The sequence below is a fragment of the Cohnella sp. GbtcB17 genome (genome assembly GCF_019091135.1).
Lineage (GTDB): Bacteria > Bacillota > Bacilli > Paenibacillales > Paenibacillaceae > Cohnella.
The window spans coordinates 69,002-95,171 of the sequence record NZ_JAGXJW010000011.1 but is presented as its reverse complement, the minus strand read 5'-3'; the positions used below and the strand labels follow the sequence as shown (position 1 = coordinate 95,171).

The 26,170-nt window shown below is 60.5% G+C and carries 15 protein-coding genes and 1 other annotated feature; of the genes, 12 read left to right on the top strand and 3 right to left on the bottom strand.

Going from position 1 to position 26,170, the window contains the following annotated elements; genetic code table 11:
• Positions 1-232: 232 nt before the first annotated feature.
• On the bottom strand, positions 233-1,984 hold the full coding sequence (locus KVT38_RS08200) for an alpha-glycosidase (protein WP_217593250.1): 1,752 nt from the start codon (positions 1,982-1,984) through the stop codon (positions 233-235).
• A 383-nt stretch (positions 1,985-2,367) separates the two neighbouring features.
• On the opposite strand from KVT38_RS08200, the gene KVT38_RS08195 reads away from it, so the two are divergent.
• Both KVT38_RS08195 and KVT38_RS08190 read left to right on the top strand, forming a co-directional pair.
• Complete coding sequence (locus tag KVT38_RS08195; RefSeq protein ID WP_217593200.1) at positions 2,368-5,763, top strand: alpha-amylase family glycosyl hydrolase; 3,396 nt, start codon at positions 2,368-2,370, stop codon at positions 5,761-5,763.
• 138 nt (positions 5,764-5,901) lie between these two features.
• Complete coding sequence (locus tag KVT38_RS08190; protein WP_217593199.1) at positions 5,902-9,531, top strand: M6 family metalloprotease domain-containing protein; 3,630 nt, start codon at positions 5,902-5,904, stop codon at positions 9,529-9,531.
• Between the two features lie 339 nt (positions 9,532-9,870).
• Here the strand turns inward: KVT38_RS08190 and KVT38_RS08185 are convergent, their stop codons facing one another.
• A complete protein-coding gene (locus KVT38_RS08185) occupies positions 9,871-10,929 on the bottom strand; it encodes a LacI family DNA-binding transcriptional regulator (RefSeq protein WP_217593198.1) in 1,059 nt (352 codons plus the stop codon).
• A gap of 231 nt (positions 10,930-11,160) precedes the next feature.
• Between KVT38_RS08185 and KVT38_RS08180 the strand changes: the two genes are divergently transcribed.
• From KVT38_RS08180 to KVT38_RS08140, 9 genes are all read left to right on the top strand, one after another.
• Positions 11,161-12,252 (top strand): DUF3048 domain-containing protein, encoded by a 1,092-nt coding sequence (locus KVT38_RS08180; protein WP_217593197.1) that lies wholly within the window; start codon positions 11,161-11,163, stop codon positions 12,250-12,252.
• A 404-nt stretch (positions 12,253-12,656) separates the two neighbouring features.
• On the top strand, positions 12,657-14,921 hold the full coding sequence (locus KVT38_RS08175; RefSeq protein WP_217593196.1) for a helix-turn-helix domain-containing protein: 2,265 nt from the start codon (positions 12,657-12,659) through the stop codon (positions 14,919-14,921).
• Positions 14,922-15,273: 352 nt separating this feature from the next.
• A complete protein-coding gene (locus KVT38_RS08170) occupies positions 15,274-16,656 on the top strand; it encodes an ABC transporter substrate-binding protein (protein ID WP_217593195.1) in 1,383 nt (460 codons plus the stop codon).
• Positions 16,657-16,716: 60 nt separating this feature from the next.
• Positions 16,717-17,694 (top strand): carbohydrate ABC transporter permease, encoded by a 978-nt coding sequence (locus tag KVT38_RS08165; protein WP_217593194.1) that lies wholly within the window; start codon positions 16,717-16,719, stop codon positions 17,692-17,694.
• Positions 17,691-18,527, top strand: a complete 837-nt coding sequence (locus KVT38_RS08160; protein ID WP_368859067.1) for a carbohydrate ABC transporter permease — start codon at positions 17,691-17,693, stop codon at positions 18,525-18,527. Before KVT38_RS08165 ends, KVT38_RS08160 begins: the two co-directional genes overlap by 4 nt.
• Positions 18,528-18,596: 69 nt before the next feature.
• Complete coding sequence (locus KVT38_RS08155; protein ID WP_217593193.1) at positions 18,597-19,613, top strand: Gfo/Idh/MocA family protein; 1,017 nt, start codon at positions 18,597-18,599, stop codon at positions 19,611-19,613.
• 4 nt (positions 19,614-19,617) lie between these two features.
• A complete protein-coding gene (locus KVT38_RS08150; protein ID WP_217593192.1) occupies positions 19,618-20,610 on the top strand; it encodes an aldose 1-epimerase in 993 nt (330 codons plus the stop codon).
• A 94-nt stretch (positions 20,611-20,704) separates the two neighbouring features.
• Positions 20,705-20,938, top strand: a binding site (T-box leader).
• Between the two features lie 94 nt (positions 20,939-21,032).
• Entirely contained in the window at positions 21,033-22,601 is a 1,569-nt protein-coding gene (locus KVT38_RS08145) for a 2-isopropylmalate synthase (protein ID WP_217593191.1), read from the top strand.
• A gap of 134 nt (positions 22,602-22,735) precedes the next feature.
• Positions 22,736-23,560 (top strand): methyltransferase domain-containing protein, encoded by an 825-nt coding sequence (locus KVT38_RS08140; RefSeq protein ID WP_217593190.1) that lies wholly within the window; start codon positions 22,736-22,738, stop codon positions 23,558-23,560.
• A gap of 251 nt (positions 23,561-23,811) precedes the next feature.
• On the opposite strand, the gene KVT38_RS08135 is transcribed toward KVT38_RS08140, so the two are convergent.
• Positions 23,812-24,666, bottom strand: coding sequence for a helix-turn-helix domain-containing protein (locus KVT38_RS08135; RefSeq protein ID WP_217593189.1), 855 nt, complete (start codon positions 24,664-24,666; stop codon positions 23,812-23,814).
• Positions 24,667-24,803: 137 nt separating this feature from the next.
• Between KVT38_RS08135 and melA the strand changes: the two genes are divergently transcribed.
• Entirely contained in the window at positions 24,804-26,102 is a 1,299-nt protein-coding gene (melA, locus tag KVT38_RS08130; RefSeq protein WP_217593188.1) for an alpha-glucosidase/alpha-galactosidase, read from the top strand.
• Positions 26,103-26,170: the final 68 nt, after the last annotated feature.

Here is a 26,170-nt window from a genome sequence, read left to right as displayed (position 1 = left end):
GAAGTCTCGGTTAGGAACAAACTGGCCCTCATGCGCCATCGCGCGGTCGCCGAAGTCTCGGTTAGGAACAAACTGGCGCTCATGCGCCATCGTACGGCCGCCGAAGTCTCAGTTAGGAACAAACTGGCCCTCATGCGCCATCGCGCGGTCGCCGGAGTCTCGGTTAGGAACAAACTAGTTTTCTTGTGGAACGCGGTCTTCCCTTGAGGTTGACATTAACCGAAAAAACCGGCTAGCCATCGGTTTGCCGCCAGACCGCATAGCCGTAAGCGGGCAGCGCCGCCGTCAGTTTGCCGTTGGCGATCGGGACCGGCGTACCTGTATAGGCATCCTCCCAGGCAGTGCCGCCTACGTCGACGGACACTTCGGCCGTCAGTACGCCCGCGTTCATGGCGACGACGATCCGTCCGCCGTCGTCGCTCCGGCGCTCGTAGACGAGCAAGCTGCCGCCCCGCTTCGCCTCCAGGATAGCGAAATGCGGGGAGCGCAGCGCCTCATGCGCTTTTCGCAGCGCGATCGTATCGCGATAGAAGCCGAAGAGCCCGGCGTTTTGCCCGGCTTCGTCCCAGATCATGCAACGGCGGCAGTCGGGGTCTCCGCCCCCGGACATGCCGATCTCGTCTCCGTAGTAGATGCAAGGGACGCCCGGGTACGTGAGCTGAAACAGGGCGGCGAGCCGCATGCGCTTCTCGTTGCCGCCGCACTGCGTGAGCAGGCGGGCGGTGTCGTGGCTGTCCAGCAGGTTAAATGCGGACATCGTCACGGGCTCGGGATAGGCTGCGAGCTGGGCGCCGATCGCGGCCGCGAAGCCGGCGGCATCCGTGCGGTCCCGCGCGAAAAAGTCAAGGACGGCGTCGCTGACCGGATAGTTCATGACGGCGTCGAACTGGTCGCCTTGCAGCCACAGGATCGCGTCGTGCCAAATTTCGCCCAGGATATAGGTGTCGGGATTGGCAGTCTTTACCGTGTTGCGGAACGCTCGCCAGAAGGCGTGATCCACCTCGTCCGCGACGTCGAGCCGCCATCCGTCGATGCCGATCTCTTCGACCCAGTACCGGGCGACCTCCAGCAGATAAGCTTGAACCTCGGGATTTTCGGTATTGAGCTTCGGCATGATCGGCTCGAACGCAAATGTCTCGTAGGTAGGAATGCCGTCCCGAACTGTCAGCGGGAACTCGCGAACATGGAACCAGTCTGCATAAGGAGACGCGGCTCCGCGTTCCAGCACGTCGACGAAGGGAGGGAACGTCCGACCGGCATGGTTGAACACGGCATCCAGCAGCACGCGTATGCCCCGCTCGTGGCAGGCTTTCACCAGCGTTTTTAAGTCGTCGTTCGTGCCGAAATGCGGATCGATCTTCAGATAATCCCGCGTATCGTACTTGTGATTGGTCGTCGCTTCGAACAGCGGAGTGAAATAAATCGCGTTGACGCCAAGCGCCGTCAGATGGTCCAGCCGGTCCGACACGCCCTTCAGATCGCCGCCGAAGAAGTTGGAGGGCGTCGGTACTTCGCCCCACGGGCGGACGCCGGGGGGATCGTTGGACGGGTCTCCGTTCGCGAACCGTTCGGGGAAAATCTGGTAGAAAATGGCATCCCTGACCCACGCCGGAGGCGCGAACACGTCTGCGTGATTGATGTACGGGAAGTCGAAAAAGAGGGTCGGCTCCGCCGGCAAGCGCGTCTCGAACCCGCGCTCCGTCACATACAGTTCTTCGTCCGCGTCGATCAGGCGAAACGCGTACTTCAACCGCCGGTAAGGAGGCGCGACCGCAGCCGTCCAATAGTCGAACAGTGCGTCGCTCGCGTACAAACGCATAGGCACCGACACGACGGTCTGCTCCCAGGCGTATTTGTCCCCGGCGACGATATTCGCCTGCAGCAGGTTGCCGCGGGCGGCGCGCAGACGTAAATGCAGCGTGCGTCGGTCCGCCGCATAGGCGTAATTCAGTCCGGGTCGATGATAGACCGCTTCTCTCAAGATCATCTCGATTCGCTCCTTTGCTAGAAAGACAAAAAGGCACAGCCTCATATGCGCGCCAAGGTTGTACCTGCCGGTAACATTGCCTTTAATTTGGATGAAGCGGTTACATGCTATCGAACAATCCCAGTATAGCCGATCCTTGTCGTGCGCGCCATACGGAGGGCGAGGAGCTTCCGACGCCATAGGCATTTTTTGTCGGTCAGCGCTGATTTCGAGGATTGACAACTTTTGGGCGACGATTTATGTTGTTACTAGGGAAACCGGTTCCCCTAATTGCTAGAGATGAAGAGGCAGCCGACTGACGGGCCGAAAAGAAAGGAGTTCAAAGGTAGCTTGGCAAGTTGTTGTAAGCGCTTAATAAACGGAGGAGGTTGAACTTTATTATGATTCGTAAGACAAGCATTTTTCGGCAACTCACGGTTCGCTGGCTGGCGGCCGTCCTGCTGCTCGCTCTGGTCGCGCCTGCGCTGACGTCGGCGCCGAAGCCGGCGCAGGCGGCCAGTATCGGTACGATCGGCGAGGGCGACACCATCTATCAGATCATGGTCGACCGCTTCTACGACGGCGATTCGACGAACAACGCGACCGGTGCAGCGATCCGGTACGGCGAGACGTCCGAGGACGACTTTCGGTACATGAAGGGCGGCGACTGGCAGGGCGTCATCGACAAGATGCCTTACATCGCCAACATGGGCTATACGGCCATCTGGATCTCTCCGGTCGCCGAGCCGCAGATGACGAACCGCGAGAACGGCGGCACGGGCAAGAACACCGCCTACCACGGCTATAACGTCAAGGACCCGAACGCGGCCAACCCTTATTTCGGCACGAAGGAAAAGCTCAAGGAGCTCGTCGATACGGCGCATTCGTACGGCATCAAGGTCGTCATCGACGTCGTGCCGAACCATGTCGGCGACTACATGCTGGGCACGCAGGCGTACTACGATATTCCGAGCCTGCAGCCGGCGGCCCCTTTTAACAATCCTGTCTGGTATCATCACAACGGCGACATCAACTGGTCGCTCGTGGACGGCAACTACACCCAGTGGGCGCAGGATTACATCGAGAATCACGATCTGGCCGGGCTGGACGACATCGACTTCGACGTGCCGGCAGCCAAGTCCGCGATTTTTAACTCGATCAAAGGCTGGTTCGACTACACGGGAGCGGACGGCGCCCGCGTCGACGCGGCCAAACTGATCAAGCCGACCGACATCGGCGAGCTGGAGGATCTGCTGGGCGTGAACACGTTCGGCGAAAACTTCGACGGCAACGCGGAATTCGTGTCCCGCTGGGTCGGATCGAACAAAGAATGGGGCATGCTCGACTTCCCGCTCTTTTTCTCCATGCTGAACAGCTTCGCTTACGGGCAGTCGTTCGACTCGAACATCAAGAGCACGCTTGCGCAGGATTCTCTCTACAACGGCAGCGCGAACCACATGGTCACCTTCCTCGACAATCACGATCGCAACCGGTTTCTGACCGAAGCGGGCGGCAGCGTGGCGAAGCTGCAGAACGCGCTGACGTTCCTCTTCACCGTTCGCGGCGTTCCCGTCGTTTTCCAGGGCACGGAGCAGAACAAGGGCAACGGCAACGGCGCGATTATCGGCGGCGGCATCGCAGATACCTGGAACCGCTGGTCGATGGTGAAGCGCGACGCGAGCGGCAACATCATCACCAACTACTTCGACGAGAACGCGAGCACGTTCCAATACGTGGCCAAGCTGAATCAGATCCGCAAAAATTACGAAGCGCTCCGCAAGGGGACGCAGCGCGAGATGTGGTCCGCGCAAAATCTGTACGCCTTCTCCCGGCGCATGGACAGCGGCGCGAACGTCGGCCAGGAAGTCATCTCGGCGTTCAGCAACGCGACGAGCGGCACGCAGACCGTCACGATCCCGCTGCGCGCGGAGAGCACGCTGACGGTCGGCACGGTGCTGGTCAACCAGCTGAACACGTCGGACACGGTCACTGTTCAATCCGGCGGCGCGACGGGCAAGCAGATCTCCGTCTCGATCGGCGCGAACGGGGCCAAGGTATACGCCAAGGCGCTGGCCGATACGCAAGCGCCTACCGCGCCGACGAATCTGACCGCTACGGTGCAAGGTACGACCAGCGTTCAATTGAGCTGGACGGCTTCGACCGACAATGTCGGCGTGACCGGATATGAAGTGTACCGCGGCGGCACGCTCGTCGGCACGGCGACCGGCACGACGTACACGGATTCGGGTCTGACCGCGAACACCTCGTACACATATACCGTGAAGGCGAAGGATGCGGCGGGCAATGTATCGGCAGCGAGCGCCTCGGCCACGGCCACGACCGGCCAGCCGGATACGACGGCGCCGAGCGTGCCGGCGAACGTGGCTGCGACCGCGCAGAGTTCCTCCAGCATCCAGGTCACCTGGAGCGCCTCGACCGCCAACGTCGGCGTGACGGGATACGAAGTCTATCGCAACGGCACATTGGTAGGCACGGCCACAGGCACGTCCTACACGGACACGGGTTTGGCGGCCGCCACCGCCTACAGCTACACGGTAAAGGCGAAGGACGCGGCGGGCAATCTGTCGGCGTTCAGCGCGGCGGCGTCGGCGACGACGTCGGCGGGCAATAACGTGACGATCTACTACAAGCAGGGCTTCACGACGCCATACATCCATTACCGTCCGGTGGGCGGCACATGGACGACGGCGCCGGGCGTGGCGATGCCGGCCTCCGAGGTGTCCGGCTACAACAAGATCACGATCAACATCGGGACCGCGACCCAACTCGAAGCATGCTTCAACAACGGCAGCGGCACGTGGGACAGCAACAACTCGCAAAACTATCTGTTCGGCGTCGGCACGTGGACGTACACGCCGACGGGCAACATCGGATCGGGCGCGCCGAACGTCGACAGCCAGGCGCCGACCGTGCCGGGCAGCGTGAGCGCGACGGCGACGTCTGCGACGACGGTCAACGTCACGTGGACGGCGTCGACGGACAATGTCGGCGTGACGGCATACGACATCTATCGCGGCGGCGCGAAGATCGGCAGCGCGGCGGGCAATGCGACGTCGTACACGGACAGCACGGCTGCAGCGGGCACGACCTACAGCTACACGGTCAAGGCGCTGGATGCGGCGGGCAACGCGTCGGCGGCGAGCGCGGCAGCGACGGTGACGACACCTGCGGGCAGCGGCAGCGTGACGATCTACTACAAGAACACGGCGTACACCAACGCTTACATCCATTACAAGCTGGATAACGCAACGACGTGGACGACATCGCCCGGCGTGCAAATGACGGCATCGACGACCTTTCCGGGCTATAAGTCGGTCACGATTCCGCTGAACGGCGCGGCCGGTCTGACGGCGGCGTTCAACAACGGCAGCGGCACGTGGGACAGCAACGGCGGCAGCAACTATCACTTCGACAGCGGCGTATGGACGCTGGTCGGTGGCACCAAGACGGCGGGCGAGCCGCAGGCGGACAGCGTGACGTTCCGCGTGACGGTGCCGTCGAACACGCCGGCAAGCGGACCGGTATACCTGTCAGGCAGCTTCAACAGTTGGAACGCGGCCGATCCGGCCTACCAACTGACGAAGGGCACGGACGGCGTTTACAGCATTACGCTGAGCCTGACGCCGGGCACGACGTACACGTACAAGCTGACGCGCGGCACGTGGGCGTCGGTGGAGGCGACGTCCAGCGGAGCGGATATCGCCAACCGCACGCTGACGCCGAGCGGCGGCGCACAGACGGTCAATGTAACCGTGGCGCGGTGGAAAGATCTTTAATCGCATAAAGGCTTAAACGTGCGAGGTTGCCGATTCGTTGGCAGCCTCGTTCATGCGCGGATGGACGCTAGCATTTGAAAACTATCATTCGAATGTCAATTGAATATCCATAGAACATAGAGCCGGGGAGGAACCATAGTGAAAAACATTCGAATCGGCTGGCTTGTCGCGATGCTATTCACAGCGGGACTGTGCTGGAGCGGGATCGCGCTGGCCGGACCGGCCAGAACGGATCTGCAGTCGTTCCGGCAGCCGAGCGGAGAGTCGTTTACGGGGAGGCTGCAGGGGGACGAGCGGCTCCACTGGGCGCTGACGGCCGGCGACGAGGCGATCGTCAAGGACGCGAAAGGCTACTGGAACTATGCGTCCCTGGATAGCAAGGCTATGAAGCCGAGCGGCAGACGGGTCGGAATCGATGCCAAGCCTGCGTCCCCGAAGACGGAGCGGGACGTGCGGGAATGGGTGAAGTCGCATCCCGAAGCGCGCGGCGATAACATCGGCGGCAGTGCGACGGGTAGAACCGCGGAGGCGGAAGTCGGATTTTCGGCTGAAGGTCCCGAAGGTCATGCCTCGTTGTCCCCCGCAGCGCCGCTGTTATTCGGCACGGACGGCCAGCGCACGACGGGTACGCAGCAGACGCTTGTCCTGCTGGTGTCTTTTACGAATATCGCCATTCAGTACAGCGACAGTCAGTGGAACAAGACGTTTTTCAGCACGACAGACCGCAGCGTCAAGGGCTATTATAATGAAGTATCGCAGGGTCGAATGAGCCTGGTTCCGGCAACGGAGTCCTCGGGCACGGCAAACGACGGCATCGTGAAGGTGACGATCAACCATGCGCATACGAGCGGGGCGCAGCTTGTCGCCGAAGCGCTGGTCGCGGCGGATCCGTACGTCAACTTCGCCGGCTACGATTCAAACGGGGACGGTTATATTCAAAACGACGAGCTGCGGATCGTCACGATCTTGGCGGGCTACGAACAGTCCTACGACGGCGGCGCTCAGATGCCTTCCGTTTGGGGACACTATGCGTCGTTGGCCGACAGCGAATCCCCGCTGATCGACGGTAAAAAAGCGGTCGTCGGGATTTACGGCGGCGGCTATACCCAGCAAGGAGAGCGGCAGGGCGATCACCAGGCGACGATCGGCATTTTTGCCCATGAGCTGGGCCATACGCTCGGCTTGCCGGATCTGTACGACACGGACGGCAGCTCCGACGGCATCGGCAACCACAGCCTGATGTCCTATGGAAGCTGGGGGACGCTCCCCGGCGAGTATAGCGGCTCGACGCCCGTGCACCTCGACGCCTGGAGCAAGCTGAAGCTGGGCTTTGCCGATGCGGTCCAGGCGCGCAGTAATGTCAGCACGGCTTACATACTCAAATCTTCGGGGACGGGCGCCTATAATATCGTGAAAATTCCGACTCTGAACCCCGACCAATACTTCCTGCTCGAGAACCGTCAGCTCGAAGGCTACAACCGCAGCCTGAACGCCCACGGCGGCATCGCTGTCTGGCATATCGACGAGTCTAGGTCTTACAATTGGGACGACGGCCGCCGGCTGGTGGATCTGGAAAAGGCAACCGCGGAAAATCCGTATTATTATGCGGGCAACCGGACCGAATTTTCGCCGACCACGACGCCAGGCAGCAATATTTACGGCTATCCCAATTCCTACACGGGCATTACGGCATCGATGCCGCAGGCGTCGTCCGCCACGATGACCGCCTATATATTCGGCGATTACGAGGCGCCCGCCGCGGTTACGGGTCTGCAATCGCTCTATGCGACGCTGCACAACACCGGTCTGACTTGGAACGCTTCGCTGGCGCCGGATTTCGAGGCGTATGTCATTTATCAGGATGGCGTCTTGTTTAATCGGCTCACTGCCCGCACGGCCAAAGTATGGTTTCCGAACGTCGTAGCGGGCCCATATGCCTATACGGTCCGGGCGGTGGACCGGGCGGGCAACGAGTCCGCGGACAGCAATCCCGTCGTCGTGACACCAGACAGCACGGAGAGAGTCATCGTCTATTACAAACGCGGATTTGCGGCGCCGGTCATTCATTACAAAATTCATTACGGCGATCCGAACGAGCCCTGGACTGATGCTCCGCTGGTTCCCTCCGAGTATCCGGGCTACAGCAAGATCGAGATTCCGACCGGAACGGAGCGAATTAACGTCGTCGCTTCCTTCCATGACGGCAACGGACATTGGGACGACAACGACGGGCGCTACTATCCCTTTTACTCGGGCGTGAATACGTTCGAAGCCGGTCAGTTGAAAGAGGACTTCCCCGCCCCGCCGCCGGCAGCGCCCGATACGGCGGCGCCGAGCGTACCGCAGAATGTAACGGCCGTTGCGTTGTCTTCTTCTTCGGTGACGGTATCGTGGAGCGCGGCGATTGACAATGTAGCGGTCGCAGGCTACGAGGTTTACCGCGGCGGCACATTGGTAGGCACAGCCACAGGCACGTCCTACACGGACACGGGTTTGGCAGCCGCCACTACCTACAGCTACACGGTAAAGACGAAGGACGCGGCGGGCAATCTGTCGGCGTTCAGCGCGGCGGCGTCGGCGACGACGTCGGCGGGCAATAACGTGACGATTTACTACAAGCAGGGCTTCACGGCGCCATACATCCATTACCGTCCGGTGGGCGGTACGTGGACGACGGCGCCGGGCGTGGCGATGCCGGCCTCCGAGGTGTCCGGTTACAACAAGATCACGATCAACATCGGGACCGCGACCCAACTCGAAGCGTGCTTCAACAACGGCAGCGGCACGTGGGACAGCAACAACTCGCAAAACTATCTGTTCGGCGTCGGCACGTGGACGTACACGCCGACCGGCAATATCGCGGCGGGCGTACCGGCAAGCGGGGACAGCCAGGCGCCGACCGTGCCGGGCAGCGTGAGCGCGACGGCGACGTCTGCGACGACGGTCAACGTCACGTGGACGGCGTCGACGGACAATGTCGGCGTGACGGCATACGACATCTATCGCGGCGGCGCGAAGATCGGCAGCGCGGCGGGCAATGCGACGTCGTACACGGACAGCACGGCCGCAGCGGGCACGACCTACAGCTACACGGTCAAGGCGCTGGATACAGCGGGCAACGCGTCGGCGGCGAGCGCGGCAGCGACGGTGACGACGCCTGCGGGCAGCGGCAGCGTGACGATCTACTACAAGAACACGGCGTATACCAACGCCTACATTCACTACAAACTGGACAATTCGACGACCTGGACGACGTCGCCCGGCGTGCAAATGACGGCATCGACGACCTATCCGGGCTACAAGTCGATCACGATTCCGCTGAACGGCGCGGCCGGTCTGACGGCGGCGTTCAACAACGGCAGCGGTACGTGGGACAACAACGGAGGCACCAACTATCACTTCGACAGCGGCGTATGGACGCTGGTTGGCGGCACGAAGACGGCTGGCGAGCCGCAGGCGGACAGCGTGACGTTCCGCGTGACGGTGCCGTCGAACACGCCGGCAAGCGGACCGGTATACCTGTCAGGCAGCTTCAACAGTTGGAACGCGGCCGATCCGGCCTACAAACTGACGAAGGGCACGGACGGCGTTTACAGCATTACGCTGAGCCTGACGCCGGGCACGGCGTACACGTACAAGCTGACGCGCGGCACGTGGGCGTCGGTGGAGACGACGTCCAGCGGAGCGGATATCGCCAACCGCACGCTGACGCCGAGCGGCGGCGCGCAGACGGTCAATGTAACCGTGGCGCGGTGGAAGGATCTTTAAGGGTGTAGCGAAAAAAGCCTGTCCGTTCCCGAATGGGAGCGGGCAGGCTTTTATGCTGCATGCGGATGGCGATAGCGGCGGATGACGGCAGGTGCGCGGCGATAATTGCTGAAAGGCAACTAAATCGGGCGAAAATGGAAGCCGAACGATAATTAGCGGTTAAAAAGCATTTAATTATGGCCCAGGGTGCGTTATGGGGGCCCATGCGAATGAAATAACGGCCTTTTAGCAACTATCGGGCCGCGCGCAGGAATGGCGAAGAAAATAACTGCCTTTTAACCATTATCCGGGATGGAGTTGCCTCAGTGAGCTGCTGCCTCAGAGAGCCTCTGCAGAGGCTCAAACCGCCTGCCCGCCCGACGCCGCCGACCTCGTGGACTCCCGCACGATTAGCTGCGGCTCCAGCATGCGCTTCTGCAGCGGCATATCGGGATCCTGCAGCTGCTCGAGAAGGAGCTCGCCGGCCGAGACGCCAAGCTGGAACGTGTCGATCTTGAGGCAGGTGAGCGGCGGCGTCGTATACGGCGACATTGGATAATCGTCGAAGGCTGCGATGCCGAGATCGCCAGGTACGTTGATCCCGCGCTCGCGGGTCGCCTTGAGCAGGCCGAACGCGGCATAGTTGCTCATGCAGACGACGGCATCCGGTCGATCTTCTTCCGGCAGGTCCAGCATCCGAAGCCCAAGCGCGTAGCCCGTGTCCGTGTCCGCAAGGCCACGAAAAGCACCTTCGTCCGGCGCGGGCAAGCCGGCTTCCGCGAGCGCGCGGGCGAAGCCGCCAAAGCGCCGCACGAACAGCTTCTCATCGCGCTCGCCGGCGAAAAAAGCAAGGCGCCGGTATCCGCGCTCAAGCAGATGCGCGGCTAGCATGTGGCCGCCGGCCTCGTTGTCGAAGTCGACCCAGCTGACCGGCGACTGCACCTCGCCGATCGAGATAAACGGGAAGCCGTGCGCCAGCAGCTCCTCGCAGAGCGGCTCGGTCAGCACCGAGTTGTTGGCGATCAAGCCGTCCACCCGGCGGTTCAGAACGAGGCGCTTCATGAAGTGCTGTTCAGGACGATCGGGCTGCTGGATGTTCGAGATCGTCAGCTCGTACTTGCGCTCGACAAGTGCGCTCTCGATGCCGCCTATAATATTGAAGAAAAAATGATCCAGAAACTCATGCTCCCTGGATAAGTCGATTAACAGGCCGATATTCCGGCTGGTCTGCTTCGCAAGCTGCGTCGCAAGACTGCTGGGCGTATAGTTCATCTCGCGGATGATGCCCCAGATCCGGCTCTTCGTTTGGTCCGATACTTTCGGCGAATCGTTAATGACCTTGGATACGGTCGACTTGGCCACCTGCGCGGCGTTCGCGATATCCTGAATGGTCACCTTCCGCGAGGTTCCCTCCGGCAACGAAATCCCTCTCTCTCAGCGATCATTGGTTTGAAAACCGGTTTCACTCATTATAACACAGTTGCTCCGCAGCGTGACATACGCAAACGCTGCGCGCGCCGCGAATCGACAGGATCTGCCCGGCCGTCCGCTTGCCCTGGGACCGCGCGACCGAGACAAGCGGTGCGCGGTTATGGTTTAATAGTAAAAACAAGCACGGATCACACCGTTCGACGACATGGAGGATAACGGATGACTTTACGCTACCCCAGCCCGCTGCGCCGCGCCGCGCTCGTGCTGACGGCCGCATCGCTGCTGGCCGCGCTTGCGACCGGCTGCGGCGGCAAGGCCAAGCCCGCGCTGGCCCCGGTCGATACCGCGACGGCATCGCAGTCTGCCTCGGCTTCGGCCGCGCCGACCGCTTCTGCGGCCGATCCGACAGCCGCATTCCTCGCCCCGCTCACCGGTCTCCCGACGGAGCAGGCCATCACCCGCAGGCCGCTCAGCGTTATGATCAACAACTTCAAGGCTGCGCGCCCCCAATCCGGCCTCACGCATGCCGACACGGTATGGGAGATTCTCGCCGAAGGCGGGATTACGCGGCTCCTCGCGATTTTTCAGAGCCAGACGTTCGACGATCCGATCGGTCCGATCCGCAGCATCCGTCCATACCTCATCGACATCGGCGAGACCTACGGCGGCATCCTCGTTCATGCGGGCGCCAGCAACGACGCGCTCGCCATCCTGCAGCATTCGGGCAAGGCCGACATGGACGAGATCAACAACGCCGGCGCCTACTTCTACCGCAGCAAGGACCGCAAGGCGCCGCACAACCTTTATTCCACGCAAGACAAGCTTTATATGGGTGCGCGGAAAATGAAATACGACGAGACGGCGACCGTGCCGCTCGTGCAGTTCGACCCGACGCCTGACGTGATCGGAGAGCCCGCCGCGACCCAGGTTAACATCAAGTTTCAACTGTCGGACTACAAGGTATCGTACGAATATGATGCTGCGACGCATCTGTACGCCCGCTCGGTCAACGGACAGCCGCATATCGATCTTAACAATTCGCGCCAGCTCACGGCCGCCAACCTCGTCGTCCTGTCGGCCAAGCATCGCGCCTACGACGATTACGGCCGATTGGAGATCGATCTGAACAGCGGCGGCGAAGCCGTGTTGTTCCAGGAGGGGCGCGCGATCGCCTGCCAGTGGAAGCGGGAGCCCGGCGATATCGTCCGCATCTACCGCGACGGCCGCGAGCTCAAGTTCCTGCCGGGCACGACCTATTATCATGTCGTGCCGACGGACGGCGGGTTCGCGAGTCACGTGACGTATCAATAGTCGGCTGGCGTGCCGGCGCGTCTCGGAGGCGGATCGCCTCTCGTACAGCAGGCGATGCGCCTGAAGGCGCTGCTTGAGAGCGGATCGCCTCTCGGATAGCAGGCGATGCGCCTGAAGGAGCTGGCGGAGTGCAGATCGCCTCTCGTACAGCAGGCGATGCGCCTGCAGGGAGCTGCGCGAGAGCGGATCGCCTCTCGTACAGCAGGCGATGCGCCTGAAGGAGCTGGCGGAGTGCAGATCGCCTCTCGGATAGCAGGCAATGCGCCTGCAGGAGCTGCGCGAGAGCGGATCGCCTCTCGTACAGCAGGCGATGCGCCCGCACCCGCCATCGGCAAGGAAACTGTCCGCCGCGCAAACGGCAAACGCGCAATCCGCAATCGCAGCCAGAAGAAGGGGCGTAGAGGATGAGGCTCAAGCTTCGCAGAGAGAGAACGGGCGGGGGCAGGACCTGGTTCGGCAAAATGCTGCTGTCGTATTTGCCGGTCTTTTTTATTTTGACCGCCTTCCTTTTCTTTATTTTTTTCCAGATTCTGAACAGCCGCAACCAGGAAGCCGCCCGCAAGACGAACGACTACGTGACCCGGCAGGCGCAGCTGGTCGTGGACGCGTCGTTGACGGCGATCGATCAGAAGATCACGCTGGAGATGCTGCGCAACCGGACCGTGCTGCGCTATTTCTCGGAGCCGACGGCCGCCAATCTGTCGCTCCAGGTCGACGTCATGAACGAGCTGGCGGAGCTCAAGATCGCCAACCCGCTCATTCATTCGATCTATATGGTTCGCGCCGACGACCGGATGGTCCTCAATATGAGCACGACGTACCCGCTCAATCGTTATCCGGACGCCGCCTTTATCGAGTCGAGCCTGCACGCGCCGAACAGCAAATGGTCGGATCTGCGGCTCTACAAAGAGCTCCCGTCCGAGACGGGGACGCCGGTCGTGACGCTGACCCGGAGCGTGTCCATTTTCTCGGGCCGCTACGGTCTCATCGTCATCAATGTCAATGCGGCTTCCCTTCAGCAGCTTGTCAGGGACATGTACGATGCGTCGGTCACGCAGCTGCATCTGTACGACGGGGCGGGACAGGACCTGTTCCATACGGACCCCGCGGACGTCGCGCCCAAGGCGAGCAAGACGCTCGCGTCCGCATCGGTGTCCGATTATACCGGCTGGCGCCTCGTCAGCGAGTGGAACGACGGCAAGTGGATCACGTTCCTGCTGTCCCTTTTTAACGTCTGGCTGGTGCTCGGCTTGCTCGTCTGCGCGCTGGCGCTCGGCTGGATCGTATGGATGACCCGCCAGAACTATCGTCCGATCCGCAACCTGGTCGCGCACCTGGAGCGTTACTCGCCCGGCAGCGGGCTGGACAGGGACGGAGACGAGCGATACGGCGGAGAATTCCGCTATATCCATTCGATGATGGAAAACATGATCGACCAGAACAGCCGGTTCCAGCGGCAGCTCCAGCAGGACCTGGAGGTCAAACGGAACTTTTACCTGTATGGGCTGCTGGAGGGCATCCGCCAGGTCGGGCCGGAGGAGTGGGCGGCTACGGCGGACCAGCACGGCATGTATCCGGCGTTCGGCAAAGCGTTCGTCGTCGTTCTGGAGATCGACCGGAGCGCGGAGTGGCGGCGGACGTACGGCCAGGAAGAGCAGGATGGCTGGAAAAAGGCCGTCGAGGCCATCGTGGGAGGACTGACGGAGCAGACCGAAGGGTGCCGGGTGTGGATGCTCTGGACGATGGCGAACCAGCTCGCGGTGATGCTCATGAGCGAAGGCGACGTGCCGGACGAGGCGATGTCCTCACTGATCGAGGAGTGGCATGCGCGCATTCGGGCCGACATTCCGTTCGAGATGACGATCGGGCTGGGCGAACCCACGACACGTCCGGAGAGCATACACGACGCTTATCAGGAAGCGCTCGCCGCACTGCAATACAAGTCCGTCGAAGGCAACAACCGGATTCTGAAGCATGCGGGCAGACCCGCCGGACGAGGCGAGGTGTTCCGCCATCTGCAGCGGATCGACGGCATCGTCGAATTGCTGCGCCTGTCGGACGCGAAGTGGCGGGCCGAATTCCGCTCGCTGATCCGGCAGATGGAGCTCGACCGGGCGTCGCGCGAGGATATCGGGCAGGTGATGAACTACTTGATCTTCAACCTCGGCCGCGCCGTGGAGGGGATGAGCGCCGAGTACCGGCGCCTGTGGAGCACGGACATCATGCCGGCGCTCGCCAAGACGCTGGCCGAGGTCGAGATGATGGGCGATATCGCGCACGCTTTTTTCGAGGCGCTGGAGGCATTCGAGGAGCGGGTGGAGCAGTCGCGCGAATCGCGGAACCAGGGCATGCTCATCAAGGAGGTCAAGGCGTACATCGAGAGCGACTTCGCGCGGCCCGAGCTGTCGCTCGACTATCTCAGCGACAAGTTCGGCATCAGCGGCAAATATTTGAGCCGTCTCTTCAAGGAGGAGTTCGGCTTGAAGTTCGTCGACTTCCTGATCGACCTGCGCATCCGCCACGCCCAGCAGCTGCTCGCCGAGACGAGCCTGCCGGTGCAGGAGATCTCCGAACGCATCGGCTACAGCAGTCCGATCTCGTTCGCCCGCACGTTCAAAAAAATCGTCGGCGTGCCGCCGATCGATTATCGCAAGGAAAAGCAGGGGTAAACGACTAGCCGCAAACCGCAATCCGCAATCCGGTCACGCTTTCATGCGCGTCCGGATTGTTTGCTTTTGTCCCGAGAACGCTAGAAAAACGTTGATACGACGGGCTTTTTTTGACATGGAGAAAAAAGTTGGCAGGTGGAATAAGGTTGGTTGAAGCGATGAAACGCAGGGTCTGCGGATGTCATTAAACATATCATCGTAATAACGCTTACGATGACATGGAATTGCCCGTTTGGTTGTGTCGGAGAAAATGGTTTGTTGTGCGGTCCGTGCGGCGATGATTTGATTAAGGCACGACTTGGCGGCATGTCGGGTCAGGTCGACATTCGATGCAAGAGGGAGAGGTCATCCAATGAAAAACAGATTCAAGAAAAGCCTCGCGCTGCTGACGGCGGCCGGCGCGGTCGGCACGGTCGCGCTGGCGGGTTGCTCTAACGGAGGAGACGACGCGAATGCGGGGAGCAGCGGCTCGTCCGGCGCGGAGAAAATCAAGCTTTCCTTCGAAACTTCCGTCTATGCGGAAGCGCCTCACAAGAAAGCGATCGACGCCCTGATCCAAAAGTACAACGAATCGAATCCCAACGTCGAAATCACGGTGCACGGCACGGACTACGAAAACTTCTGGGACAAGCTGACCACCGAGATCATCGCGGGCACGCAGGGCGACATCGTGCAGGTCTATCCCGAAAACATCGCGACGTACAACGCGCTGCAGGGGGAAAAGGGCGCCTTTTTGAATCTGGACGACCGCATTAAAGGAACGGAGCTGGAAACGGATCTCGTCGGCCAGGAGCTCAGCAAGGTAAACGGCTCTTATTACGCGTTATCCGACTATGCCTGGGGAACGACCGGCATCTTTTACCGCAAATCGCTGTTCCAGAAGGCCGGCATCGATCCCGCTTCGATCAAGACGCTCGAGGACTTCAAGCAGGCCGCGATCAAGCTCGGCGTCGATACGGACGGAGACGGCACGGTCGATCAGTACGGATTTTCGAGCGTCGTAGGCTCTCACCCGTTCGTCGCTTCCGAATGGTATCGCCTCGTAGCGAGACCGGTATCGGGCGGCATTTTCTTCGGCGACGGCGAGTCCGGCCCGTATACGGCCGACCGGATCAACGTCAACTCGCCGGCCAACGTCTGGGCGGCCGAATGGTGGCAGGACCTCATCAACAATCCGCAGGCGACGCCGCCGGGCACGCGGGACAAGAAGGTCAGCCGCGAGATGTTCTGGAACGGCCAGGCCGCGATGATGATGGACGGCCCGTGGTTCATCGGCATGACCAGAGAGCGAGACGCGGCGCTGATGGACGATCTCGGCCTGATGCCGCAGCCATCCGTCGAATACGAAGGTCAGACGTACAAGCCGAACCCGCATAATTATCCGCTCGTCGCGATGATCTCCGCGAACAGCAAGCATCCGGACGAGGCTTGGGACTTCCTGAAGTGGATGGCTTCGGCCGAAGCGCAGGAGATCATTTCCCAGTCCGGCATGATCCCGAGCAGCAAAGCCTATGCCGGCACGGACGCATACGCTCAGGCGAATCCGCTTGCCGCGCAGTTTTTCGACTTCCAGCAAAACGTATACGCGCCAGCCGTCATGGATCCGCCGATCCCCGAGCTCGGCACGCTGAACCAGACGCTGATCAATTACGCGCAAAATATGTTCGTCGCCAAGCAAGACGCGAAGTCTTCGCTGGATAAGGCGGCAGAAGAGATGAAAAAAGCGATGAATTAATTCGTCAGGCCGGTCCGGCGGCTCGCGCCGCCGGACTCGAAGCCTGCGAGGAGGAAGGAAATGAACAACGACAACGCGCTTCCCGGACAGCCTTCCTTGACGACGCAGCAGACAGAGCCGGCCCGCCGAACGCGATTCTGGCGCTCCGAATGGCGGAGGCTGAAGCAGAACAGGGCTGCCTATTTGTTCATCGCGCCGCTTGCGCTGGCGGTCGGACTCGTGCTGCTGTACCCGATTCTGAAGGCGGCGCTGATGAGCTTTCAATACTGGAAGGTCGCGAAGCCGATTGCGGACGGGCATCCGTTCGTCGGATTCGATAATTACGCGGCGGTCATGGATTCAGGCTATTTCTGGCAGTCGCTAGGCATTACATTCCTGTACATTTTCGTCACGGTCGTCCTGCGCTTCGCATTGGGCATCGGTACCGCCGTACTGCTTAACACACCGTTCAAGGGCCGCGGACTCGTCCGGGCGCTCGTCATCATCCCGTGGGCGGTCCCCGAGGTTGTCACCTGCCTGGTCTTCATCCTCATGTTCGATTATCAATTCGGCGTCGTCAACGACGTTTTGATCAAAATGAACATTCTGTCGAACCCTCTGGCCTTCCTGGGCGAATCCGACACGGCGCTGTGGGCCGCGATGTTCGTCAACGTGTGGAAGGGCTTCCCGTTCGCCGCCATCATGCTGCTCGCCGGTCTGCAGGGCATTCCCAAGGATCACTACGAAGCGGCGAGCATCGACGGGGCCTCGGCCTGGAAGCAGTTCACGAGCGTGACGCTGCCGGCGCTGAAGCCCGTATCCGTCATCGTGTTCCTGCTGCTCGTCATCTGGACGGTCAAGGACTTCGGCATCGTATACGTGCTGACGGGCGGCGGACCGAGCCGCGCCACGGAGCTGCTGACGATTTTCATTTACCGGGCCGGCTTCAAGTCGTTCGACTTCGGTCTCGCCGCGGCGGCGGGTATGTTCCTGCTGCTCATCTCGGTCGTTTTCACCGTGCTCTACATGAAGGCTACGAAGGCGGGTGAATCGGCGTGAAAAAAAGAAACATGCCCCTCGTCTATATCGCCGCTATCCTGATCTCTTTGTTCGCGATCGCGCCGTTCGTCTGGATGATCTTGACCTCGATCAAGCCGCAGGCGGAGATCTACAGCAAGCCGCTGCAGTATTTGCCGCAGCATCTGAACGCCGAGGGCTACAAAGGGATGCTGAACGCGAAAGCCGATCCGAACGTGAACTTCATCTCCTGGTTCAAAAATACGGCGATCGTCTCACTGCTCACGACGGCGCTGTCGCTGATCGTGTCCGCCCTGGGCGGCTATGCGATGTCGCGCTTCCAGTTCCGCGGCCGCATGAGCATCGGCTATATCATCCTGCTGACGCAGATGCTGCCGGGCTCGCTGCTCATCATCCCGCTGTACCTCATCATGAAGGATTATCACCTGCTGAACTCCTACTTCGGCCTCGTGATCGCGTATTCGACGATTGCGGTTCCGTTTTGCACATGGATGCTCAAGGGCTACTTCGACAGCGTGTCGACGGCCATTGACGAGGCTGCTTCGATCGACGGTGCGGGCCGCTGGACGACGTTCGTTCGGGTCATCCTGCCGCTGACGCTGCCGGGACTCGTGGTGACGGCCGTCTTCTCCTTCCTGACGAGCTGGAACGAATTCATGTTCGCGCAGACGTTCCTCAGCGACTACGACAAGTGGACGCTCTCGGTCGGCATCGCCAGCTTCCAGGGGCAGTACGTCGTCAACTGGGACTATCTGATGGCCGGCTCCGTCATGACAACGCTGCCGATCGTCATCGCGTTCTGGCTGCTGCAGAAGCATCTCGTCAGCGGCATGACGGCGGGCGCGGTCAAGTAATACAGGCAATACAGGCAATACAGGCATACGCGGCAATTATTCTACGTTTTCTAAGAGGAGCTATCGGCTATGGAAAAGGGAAAAATCAGATTCGGCATCGTCGGCATGGGCATCCGGGGGAGCTTGTTCGCTGACACACTGCTGCAAAATCCGTTTGCGGAGCTCGTCGCCGTCAGCGACGCCTTCGCAGCTACGCTGGATAAGAGCAAGGCACGCTACAACGTTCCCGGCTATGCCGACGTCCGCGAGATGATCGCCGGGGAGAAGCTGGACGCGCTCGTCATCGCGACGCCGGACTTCCTCCACAAGGAGCCGGTCATGCTGGCGGCGGCGCACGGGCTTCACTTCATGGTCGAAAAGCCGTTCTCGACCTCGGTCGAGGAAGCGATGGAAATGCAAGATGCGGTGGACCGCGCCGGCGTCACCTGCATGGTGGCGTTCGAAAACCGCTGGAACACGCCGTTCGTCGCCGTTAAGGAAGCGGTCGAGCGCGGCGAGATCGGCGACATTCTCACGATCAATGCGCGTCTTAACGATACGATTTTCGTTCCCACTCAGATGCTCAAGTGGTCGAAGGGCTCGTCGCCGGGCTGGTTCCTGCTGCCGCATGCGACGGATATCGCGCTGTGGTTGAAAAAGACCGCGACGCCGGTCAGCGTCTACGCCGTCGGCACGAAGAAAAAGCTCGTTGGCATGGGCATCGACACGTACGATTCGATCCAGTCGGTCGTCAGCTTCGACGACGGCACGCATGCAACGTTCACGACCAGCTGGGTGCTGCCAGAGTCGATGCCGCTGATCTACGACTTCAAGTACGAGATCATCGGGAACGACGGCGCGCTGTACGTGGACCTGTCCGATCAAATGGTGCGCAAGGCCGGAGGCGTCTACAGCCATATGCATACGCTCGGCACGCCGATCAACGGCCAATTCACCTCCGCGCCGAGCTATATGCTGAACGCGTTCGTCGACCATGTCCGTCTCGGCACGAAGCCGGAGTCGGGCGCGGCCGCGGGCCTGCTTAACACGAAGCTGGTGCATGCCATCCACCGGTCCGTCCTGAGCGGCTCGGTCGAGCGGATCTGACGCCGTGCGGCCGGAAGATGTACATGGCGGCCGCGTCGTCGCCTGGCTGGGACGGCCGGGCGTCCTGATCGAGAACGAACGGCTGCAGGCGACGATCGTGCCCGCTTTGGGCAGCCGCGTCGTCTCGATCCGCTGCAAGGAGACGGGGGTGGAGCTGCTGCACACGCCTGCGTCGGTCGAAAAGTACGAGGCTTCGCCGATGCTGTACGGTATTCCGGTGCTGTTTCCGCCGAACCGCATTGCAGGGGGCGCGTTCGAATTTGGAGGCAGAGCTTACCGGCTAGAGGTGAATGATCCGGCCACCGGCAGCCACGCGCACGGCTTCGTGCACAACAAGGCTTGGGAGGTCGTCTCCTGCGGCAAGGACGAGGCGAGCGCGAGGCTGGTCACGGCGTTTGACTCCGCTCATCACCCGTCGGTGACCGCGCAATTTCCGCATCGCTTCCGACTCGTCATGCGGGTCGAGCTGCAGGAGAACGCGCTCGTTCAGCGGATCGACGTGCACAACGAGAGCGATGCCGCGATGCCATGGGGACTCGGCTATCATACGGCTTTCCGGTTCCCGCTTGGCGCGGCTTCGTCGCCGGCGTCGTGCACGTTCGCGGCGTCGGTCGGCCGCAGGTGGCAGTTGGACGAGCGTTTCCTGCCGACGGGCGAGCTGACCGAGGATGCGCGGGCAGCGCGGCTCCGGCAGGGGATTCCCCTTGACGGCATCGCTTTGGACGACGTCTTCGAGGCCGCCGGCGGAGACGCCAACGAGGCGGTGCTGACCGATCCGGAGGCCGGCATCCGCGTTCGTTATCGCGCGGATCGCGCCTTCGGCACGTGGGTGCTGCACAACGGCGACGGCCGGCAGCGCTTCGTTTGCCCCGAGCCGTATACGTGCGTGACCAATGCGTTTAATCTGGCGCTGCCGCAGGAGATGACGGGCATGCGAGTGCTTGCGTCGTACGCATCCGCAACCGTGTCGTGCAATATCTCCGTGGACCCGGTATAAGTGCGTACGAATAATCGCCTTCTCGGCAACACATGATAAACGCCTGTTGACAACCGCTTCCCGGTCGGCCTATAATTACCGATAACTTCATAAGCCAAATGTGTTGATTAGAACCAGTAGATGTGAAGTCGCCTTTCAGAGAGCCGTTGGTTGGTGCGAAACGGCAGCGCGAGTCACGTTGAACTCCTCTATGAACAGTTGCCTGATATGTAGGGTAAACCGGGATTCCGCCGTTACAAGGATAGATGGTGTTGGCCATCGAACGAGATTGTTTCCGCATGTCGGGAACGAATTAGAGTGGTACCGCGGGTTAAACCCCGTCTCTATAGCAGAGACGGGGTTTTTTGTCGTTTAAATTCCGGGTTTAAACGAGCCTGCTTCACATAGATTTACCATCCATTCATTTTAAGGGGGATCATCCCATGAGCCGCAAAATTATCGTATTGGACACCACGTTAAGAGACGGGGAGCAAGTGCCGGGCGCCAAGCTGAATGCCGTGCAGAAGGTCGAGTTCGCCCGTCAGCTGGAACGCCTGAAGGTCGATATCGTCGAGGCGGGATTCCCCGCATCGTCCCGCGGAGACTTCGAGTCCGTGCAGGCCGTCACCCGCGCGGTCGGGCGCCAGATGTCGGTGACCGCGCTGGCGCGCGCCGTCAAGAGCGATATCGACGCCGTCTACGAGAGCATCAAGGAAGCGGACCAGCCGCTTATTCATATCGTGCTCGGCACGTCGAACATTCACGTCGAGAAAAAGTTCAACCGTTCGAAGGACGCGGTCATGGAAATGGGCGTCGAAGCGGTAAAGTACGCGAAGTCGCTGCTGCCGTACGTGCAGTATTCGACCGAGGATGCGTCACGATCCGATTTTGACTATTTGTGGCGCACGATCGAGGCGGTCGTCAAGGCCGGCGCGACGATGATTAACGTGCCCGACACGGTCGGCTACGCGGAGCCGCATGAATTCGGCGAGATGATCCGGCGCATCAACGAACGGCTCAAAAACCTTGACGAGCGCGTCATCCTGAGCGTTCACTGCCACAACGATCTCGGCCTTGCGACGGCGAACACGCTGAGCGCGATCCGTGGCGGCGCGGACAAGGTCGAAGTCACGGTGAGCGGCCTGGGCGAGCGCGCCGGCAACACGTCTCTCGAGGAGGTCGTCATGGCACTGAAGGTGCGCGAGGCGCTGTTCGGGTGCTCCACGAACGTCCGCACGACGGAGCTGCTCCCGACGTCCAGGTTGCTGACGCACCTGACGGGTCTCGACGTGCAGGTCAACAAGGCGATTACCGGCGAAAATGCGTTTGCCCACTCCTCCGGCATCCACCAGGACGGCTTACTGAAGGATAAGCGCGTGTACGAGATCATGTCGCCTGAGGAGGTCGGGGCCGAGAGCATGGAGCTCGTGCTGACGGCGCGGTCCGGCCGGCACGCGTTCAAGCACGCCGCGGCGCGCATGGGCTTCGAGCCAAAGGACGACGCCGACTTCGAGGCGCTGTTCGAGAAGTTCCTGGCGCTCGCCGACGCGCGCAAGGAAGTGTACGATCACGACGTGTTCGCGCTCGTGAACGGGCACCGCGAAGCGCAGCCGAAGGACGAAGCGGTCGCCGCGCGCCTGTTCGAGCTCGAGTCGTTCCAGGTCGTCACGAACGAGCTGTGTCCGACCGCCACGGTCAAGCTGCGCCGAGGCGCGGAGACGCTCAAAGGCAGCGCGGTCGGCGACGGTCCGATCGACGCGCTGTACGGCGTTATCCGGGAGCTCGCGGGCTTCGAGGTGCGGCTGAAGCACTATAAGATCAACAGCCTCTCCAGAGGGGAAGAAGCGGTAGGTCGGGTGAACATCCAGCTCGAATACGACGGCAAGACATACGCCGGGCGAGCGATGGACACCGACATTATCAAGGCGAGCGCGCTGGCGTTCCTGAACGGCATCAACGCGATCGTACTCGATTCGGCGCCGGGAGAAGAAGAGGTGCTGGCGATCGGATAAAAAGCGGCGGGCAGTCGCGAGTTCGTCTGGGAGGGACGCGGCTGCCCGATGTACAACATGTCTTTTTCAGCGCCTCATGCAAGGGACGTTTGCAGTTTAGCCAAACGTTAATCAAGATGCGAGGAGCCTCCAATATGGAATCTACTGATCGAATAGCAAAAGAACGTGCAAGAATGCCGGAGGGAACCAACATTATTATTAATTCTCGTTCTCTGGCAGCTTCCCACAAACGCTTAGCTAGTTTAATCGAGCCAGGAATGAAAATTCTCGATATTGGTTGCGGCTCTGGTGCGATCACTTGCGGAATTGCTGAAAAGGTGGGGCGTTACGGAAAAGTTATAGGCATAGATAGCAATGTTGAACTCATTAGGGAGGCAAGAAAAAAAGGGGCGCATATCGCCAATTTATCTTTCGAAGTTGGCGATATTTATAGCTTGGATTACAAATCCGAATTCGATATTGTGACTTGCTCGAGGGTTTTACAATGGTTATCTGATCCGCAAAGGGCCATTCAAGAAATGGCCGGTTGCATAAAAGAGAATGGCCGGGTTGTTGTATTAGATTATAATCACGAAAAAATAGAATGGCGGCCTCAATTGCCAGAGAGCATGCAGCTGTTTTACCAAAAATTTTTAAAGTGGCGAAACGATGCCGGCATGAACAACCGAATTGCCGACAACCTCGTTTCTATGTTTAAAGACTGTGGATTAACGGATATTGATGTCTCCATTCAAAATGAAGAAACCCATAAAAGAGACGAGGACTTTATTGCAAAGGCTAGCATTTGGGCGGATGTAGCGGCAGGCAGAGGGCACCAATTGGTTAAAGATAATTACATAAGCGAGAGAGAAAGAAATCAAGCGGAAACGGATTATCGGAAATGGGTTACTGAAGAAGGTACATTTATGAGCATGTATTTACTGGCTGTAACAGGTAAAAAAGGATCCGCCTCTTTTTAACCCCGTACCCGGCGATCGGATAAAAAGCGGCGGGCAGCCGCAAGTTCGTCCAGAAGGGATGCGTGGCTGCCTTTTTCTATGGGACGGGCGACAAAAGTCACGCTAAGAGTCCGCGCATGCGGGAGTGCTAAGCGTCTAGCGGCACGGATTGCCGCTAAGGGTCCGCGCAAGCTGGCGTGCTAACGCGTGTAGCGGCACGGATTGCCGCTATGCGTTCGCAGAGATGCTCGTACGAAGCATATTCGCCGGAATTATCCGCCCGCCCGCACCCGCCGCCGATACGCCGAGGGCGTCTGGCCCGTCAGCTTCTTGAACGACTTGGAAAAGTAGAGCGGGTCGCTGTACCCGACAGACAGGGCGACCTCTTCGACGGAGAGCGGCTCGGCGAGCAGCGAGCTGGCGCGCTCGATGCGCAGCTGCTGCAGGTAGGCGACGGGCGTCATCCCCGTCTCCCGCTTGAACAGCTTCGTCAGATGCGTGCGGTGGTAGCCAAGCTCGGCGGCCATCCGCGCGATCGTGACGGAGGGGTCGGACTGCTGGGCCTGCAGCCAGCGCGCGGCACGGTCGGCTTCGACGGCAGAGAGGCTGCGCGGTTCGGCGCCGGCAGCGGGGCCATCCGGGCGATTCGCCTTGGCCCATGCCGCGAACGCAAGCCGCAGCCAGCCCTCGGCCTCCCAGTCGGCGGTCCAGCTTTTTTTGGCGAACACGCCGTCAACCGCCCGAATCGCCCGCAGTACGTCCTCGCTGCCGCCTCTTATAATGGGATGCAGCGCGTCGACGCCCGCCGTAGCGAGCCAGCGCTCGGCATCCGGACCTTGGAAGGCGATCCAGCGATATCGCCACGGCCGGTCCTTGTCAGATTCGTAGATGTGCATCTCGCCGGGTAGGATGACGAAGCTGTCGCCTTCCTCGAGATCGTAGTGCCGGTCGCGGCACCTGAACCACCCTTTCCCCTCGGCGACCGTGTGGATCAGATAATAATCCAGCTTCTGCGGTCCCATCCGGTGCTCAGGCTCGGTCTGAGAGTGCCCTGCGAACAGGACGGACAGCGTCCCGGAAGCACGGGGATTCGGATGCACGAACGTACGGCTGAACGGATTGGACATGATCGTTACCCTCCACATGATAGACTACATTATTCCATAAGTTGAACGTATTGTTCCATATTCCCGGAAGCGCTTTTTATTTATTATAAGTCGCAGATAGGCTTAATACTACCGGGAATCAGGGAGGCTAATTTCTCATGTCCAAGATCACGTTCCTCGGCGCGGGCAGTACGGTTTTCGTCAAAAATGTACTGGGTGACAGCATGCTTGTGCCCTCGCTTCAGGGCTTCGAGCTGGCGTTGTTCGATATCAATCCGGAGCGGCTCAAGGAATCCGAGAGCATGCTTCGCAACATCCAGGCTTCCAACGGCAGCAAGTGCCGTATTGTCGCGTATTCGGACCGCAAGGAAGCGCTGCGCGGCGCCAAGTACGTCGTCAACGCCATTCAGGTCGGCGGTTACGATCCGTGCACGATTACCGACTTCGAGGTGCCGAAGAAGTACGGACTTCGCCAGACGATCGCGGACACGCTGGGCATCGGCGGCATTTTCCGCAACCTGCGCACGATTCCGGTCATGATGGACTTCGCCCGCGACATCCGCGAGGTATGCCCGGACGCCTGGTTCCTCAACTATACGAATCCGATGGCCGTGCTGACCAACGTCATGAATACCCATGGCGGCGTGAAAACGGTCGGTCTTTGCCACAGCGTGCAGGTGTGCGTCGATCATTTGTTTGACGGACTCGGCATGGAGAAGGAAGGCGTGCGGTCGCGCATCGCGGGCATCAACCATATGGCCTGGCTGCTCGAGGTGACCAAGGACGGCGTCGACCTGTATCCGGAGATCAAGCGCCGCGCAGCCGAAAAGCAAAAGGAAAAGCATCACGACATGGTCCGCTACGAGCTGATGCTGAAGTTCGGCTACTATGTCACGGAATCGAGCGAGCACAACGCCGAGTACCACCCGTATTTCATCAAGAAAAACTACCCGGAGCTGATCGAGCGCTTCAATATTCCGCTGGACGAATATCCGCGCCGCTGCATCGAACAGATCAAGGGCTGGCAAGAGATGCGCGACAGCATCGTGAACAACGCGACGCTGACGCACGAGCGGTCGCATGAATACGCCTCCTACATTTTTGACGCGATGGAGACGAACGTGCCGTTCAAGATCGGCGGCAACGTCATGAACACCGGCCTCATTACCAACCTGCCGAAGGAAGCTTGCGTCGAAGTGCCGTGCCTGGTCGACGCCTCGGGCGTGACACCGACGTACGTGGGCGACTTGCCGCCGCAGCTGGCCGCGCTCAACCGGACGAACATCAACACCCAGCTGCTCACGATCGAAGCCGCGGTGACGGGCAAGAAGGAGCATATTTACCACGCAGCCCTGCTCGACCCGCACACGTCCGCCGAGTTGTCGATGGACGACATCGTCTCCCTGTGCGACGACCTGATCGAAGCGCACGGCGACTGGCTGCCGAAGTTCCGTTAATTTTGCAAGCCGGAGTCGAACATCAAACAGGCCCATGCGAATGCGCATGGGCCTGTTTGCCGCGTGAC

Bases quoted from the DNA above. Each gene is read 5' to 3' on its own strand.
- KVT38_RS08195 (WP_217593200.1), top strand. From the start codon at position 2,368: ATGATTCGTAAGACAAGCATTTTTCGGCAACTCACGGTTCGCTGGCTG.
- KVT38_RS08180 (WP_217593197.1), top strand. From the start codon at position 11,161: ATGACTTTACGCTACCCCAGCCCGCTGCGCCGCGCCGCGCTCGTGCTG.
- KVT38_RS08175 (WP_217593196.1), top strand. From the start codon at position 12,657: ATGAGGCTCAAGCTTCGCAGAGAGAGAACGGGCGGGGGCAGGACCTGG.
- KVT38_RS08170 (WP_217593195.1), top strand. From the start codon at position 15,274: ATGAAAAACAGATTCAAGAAAAGCCTCGCGCTGCTGACGGCGGCCGGC.
- KVT38_RS08165 (WP_217593194.1), top strand. From the start codon at position 16,717: ATGAACAACGACAACGCGCTTCCCGGACAGCCTTCCTTGACGACGCAG.
- KVT38_RS08155 (WP_217593193.1), top strand. From the start codon at position 18,597: ATGGAAAAGGGAAAAATCAGATTCGGCATCGTCGGCATGGGCATCCGG.
- KVT38_RS08145 (WP_217593191.1), top strand. From the start codon at position 21,033: ATGAGCCGCAAAATTATCGTATTGGACACCACGTTAAGAGACGGGGAG.
- KVT38_RS08140 (WP_217593190.1), top strand. From the start codon at position 22,736: ATGGAATCTACTGATCGAATAGCAAAAGAACGTGCAAGAATGCCGGAG.
- KVT38_RS08135 (WP_217593189.1), bottom strand. From the start codon at position 24,666: ATGTCCAATCCGTTCAGCCGTACGTTCGTGCATCCGAATCCCCGTGCT.
- melA (WP_217593188.1), top strand. From the start codon at position 24,804: ATGTCCAAGATCACGTTCCTCGGCGCGGGCAGTACGGTTTTCGTCAAA.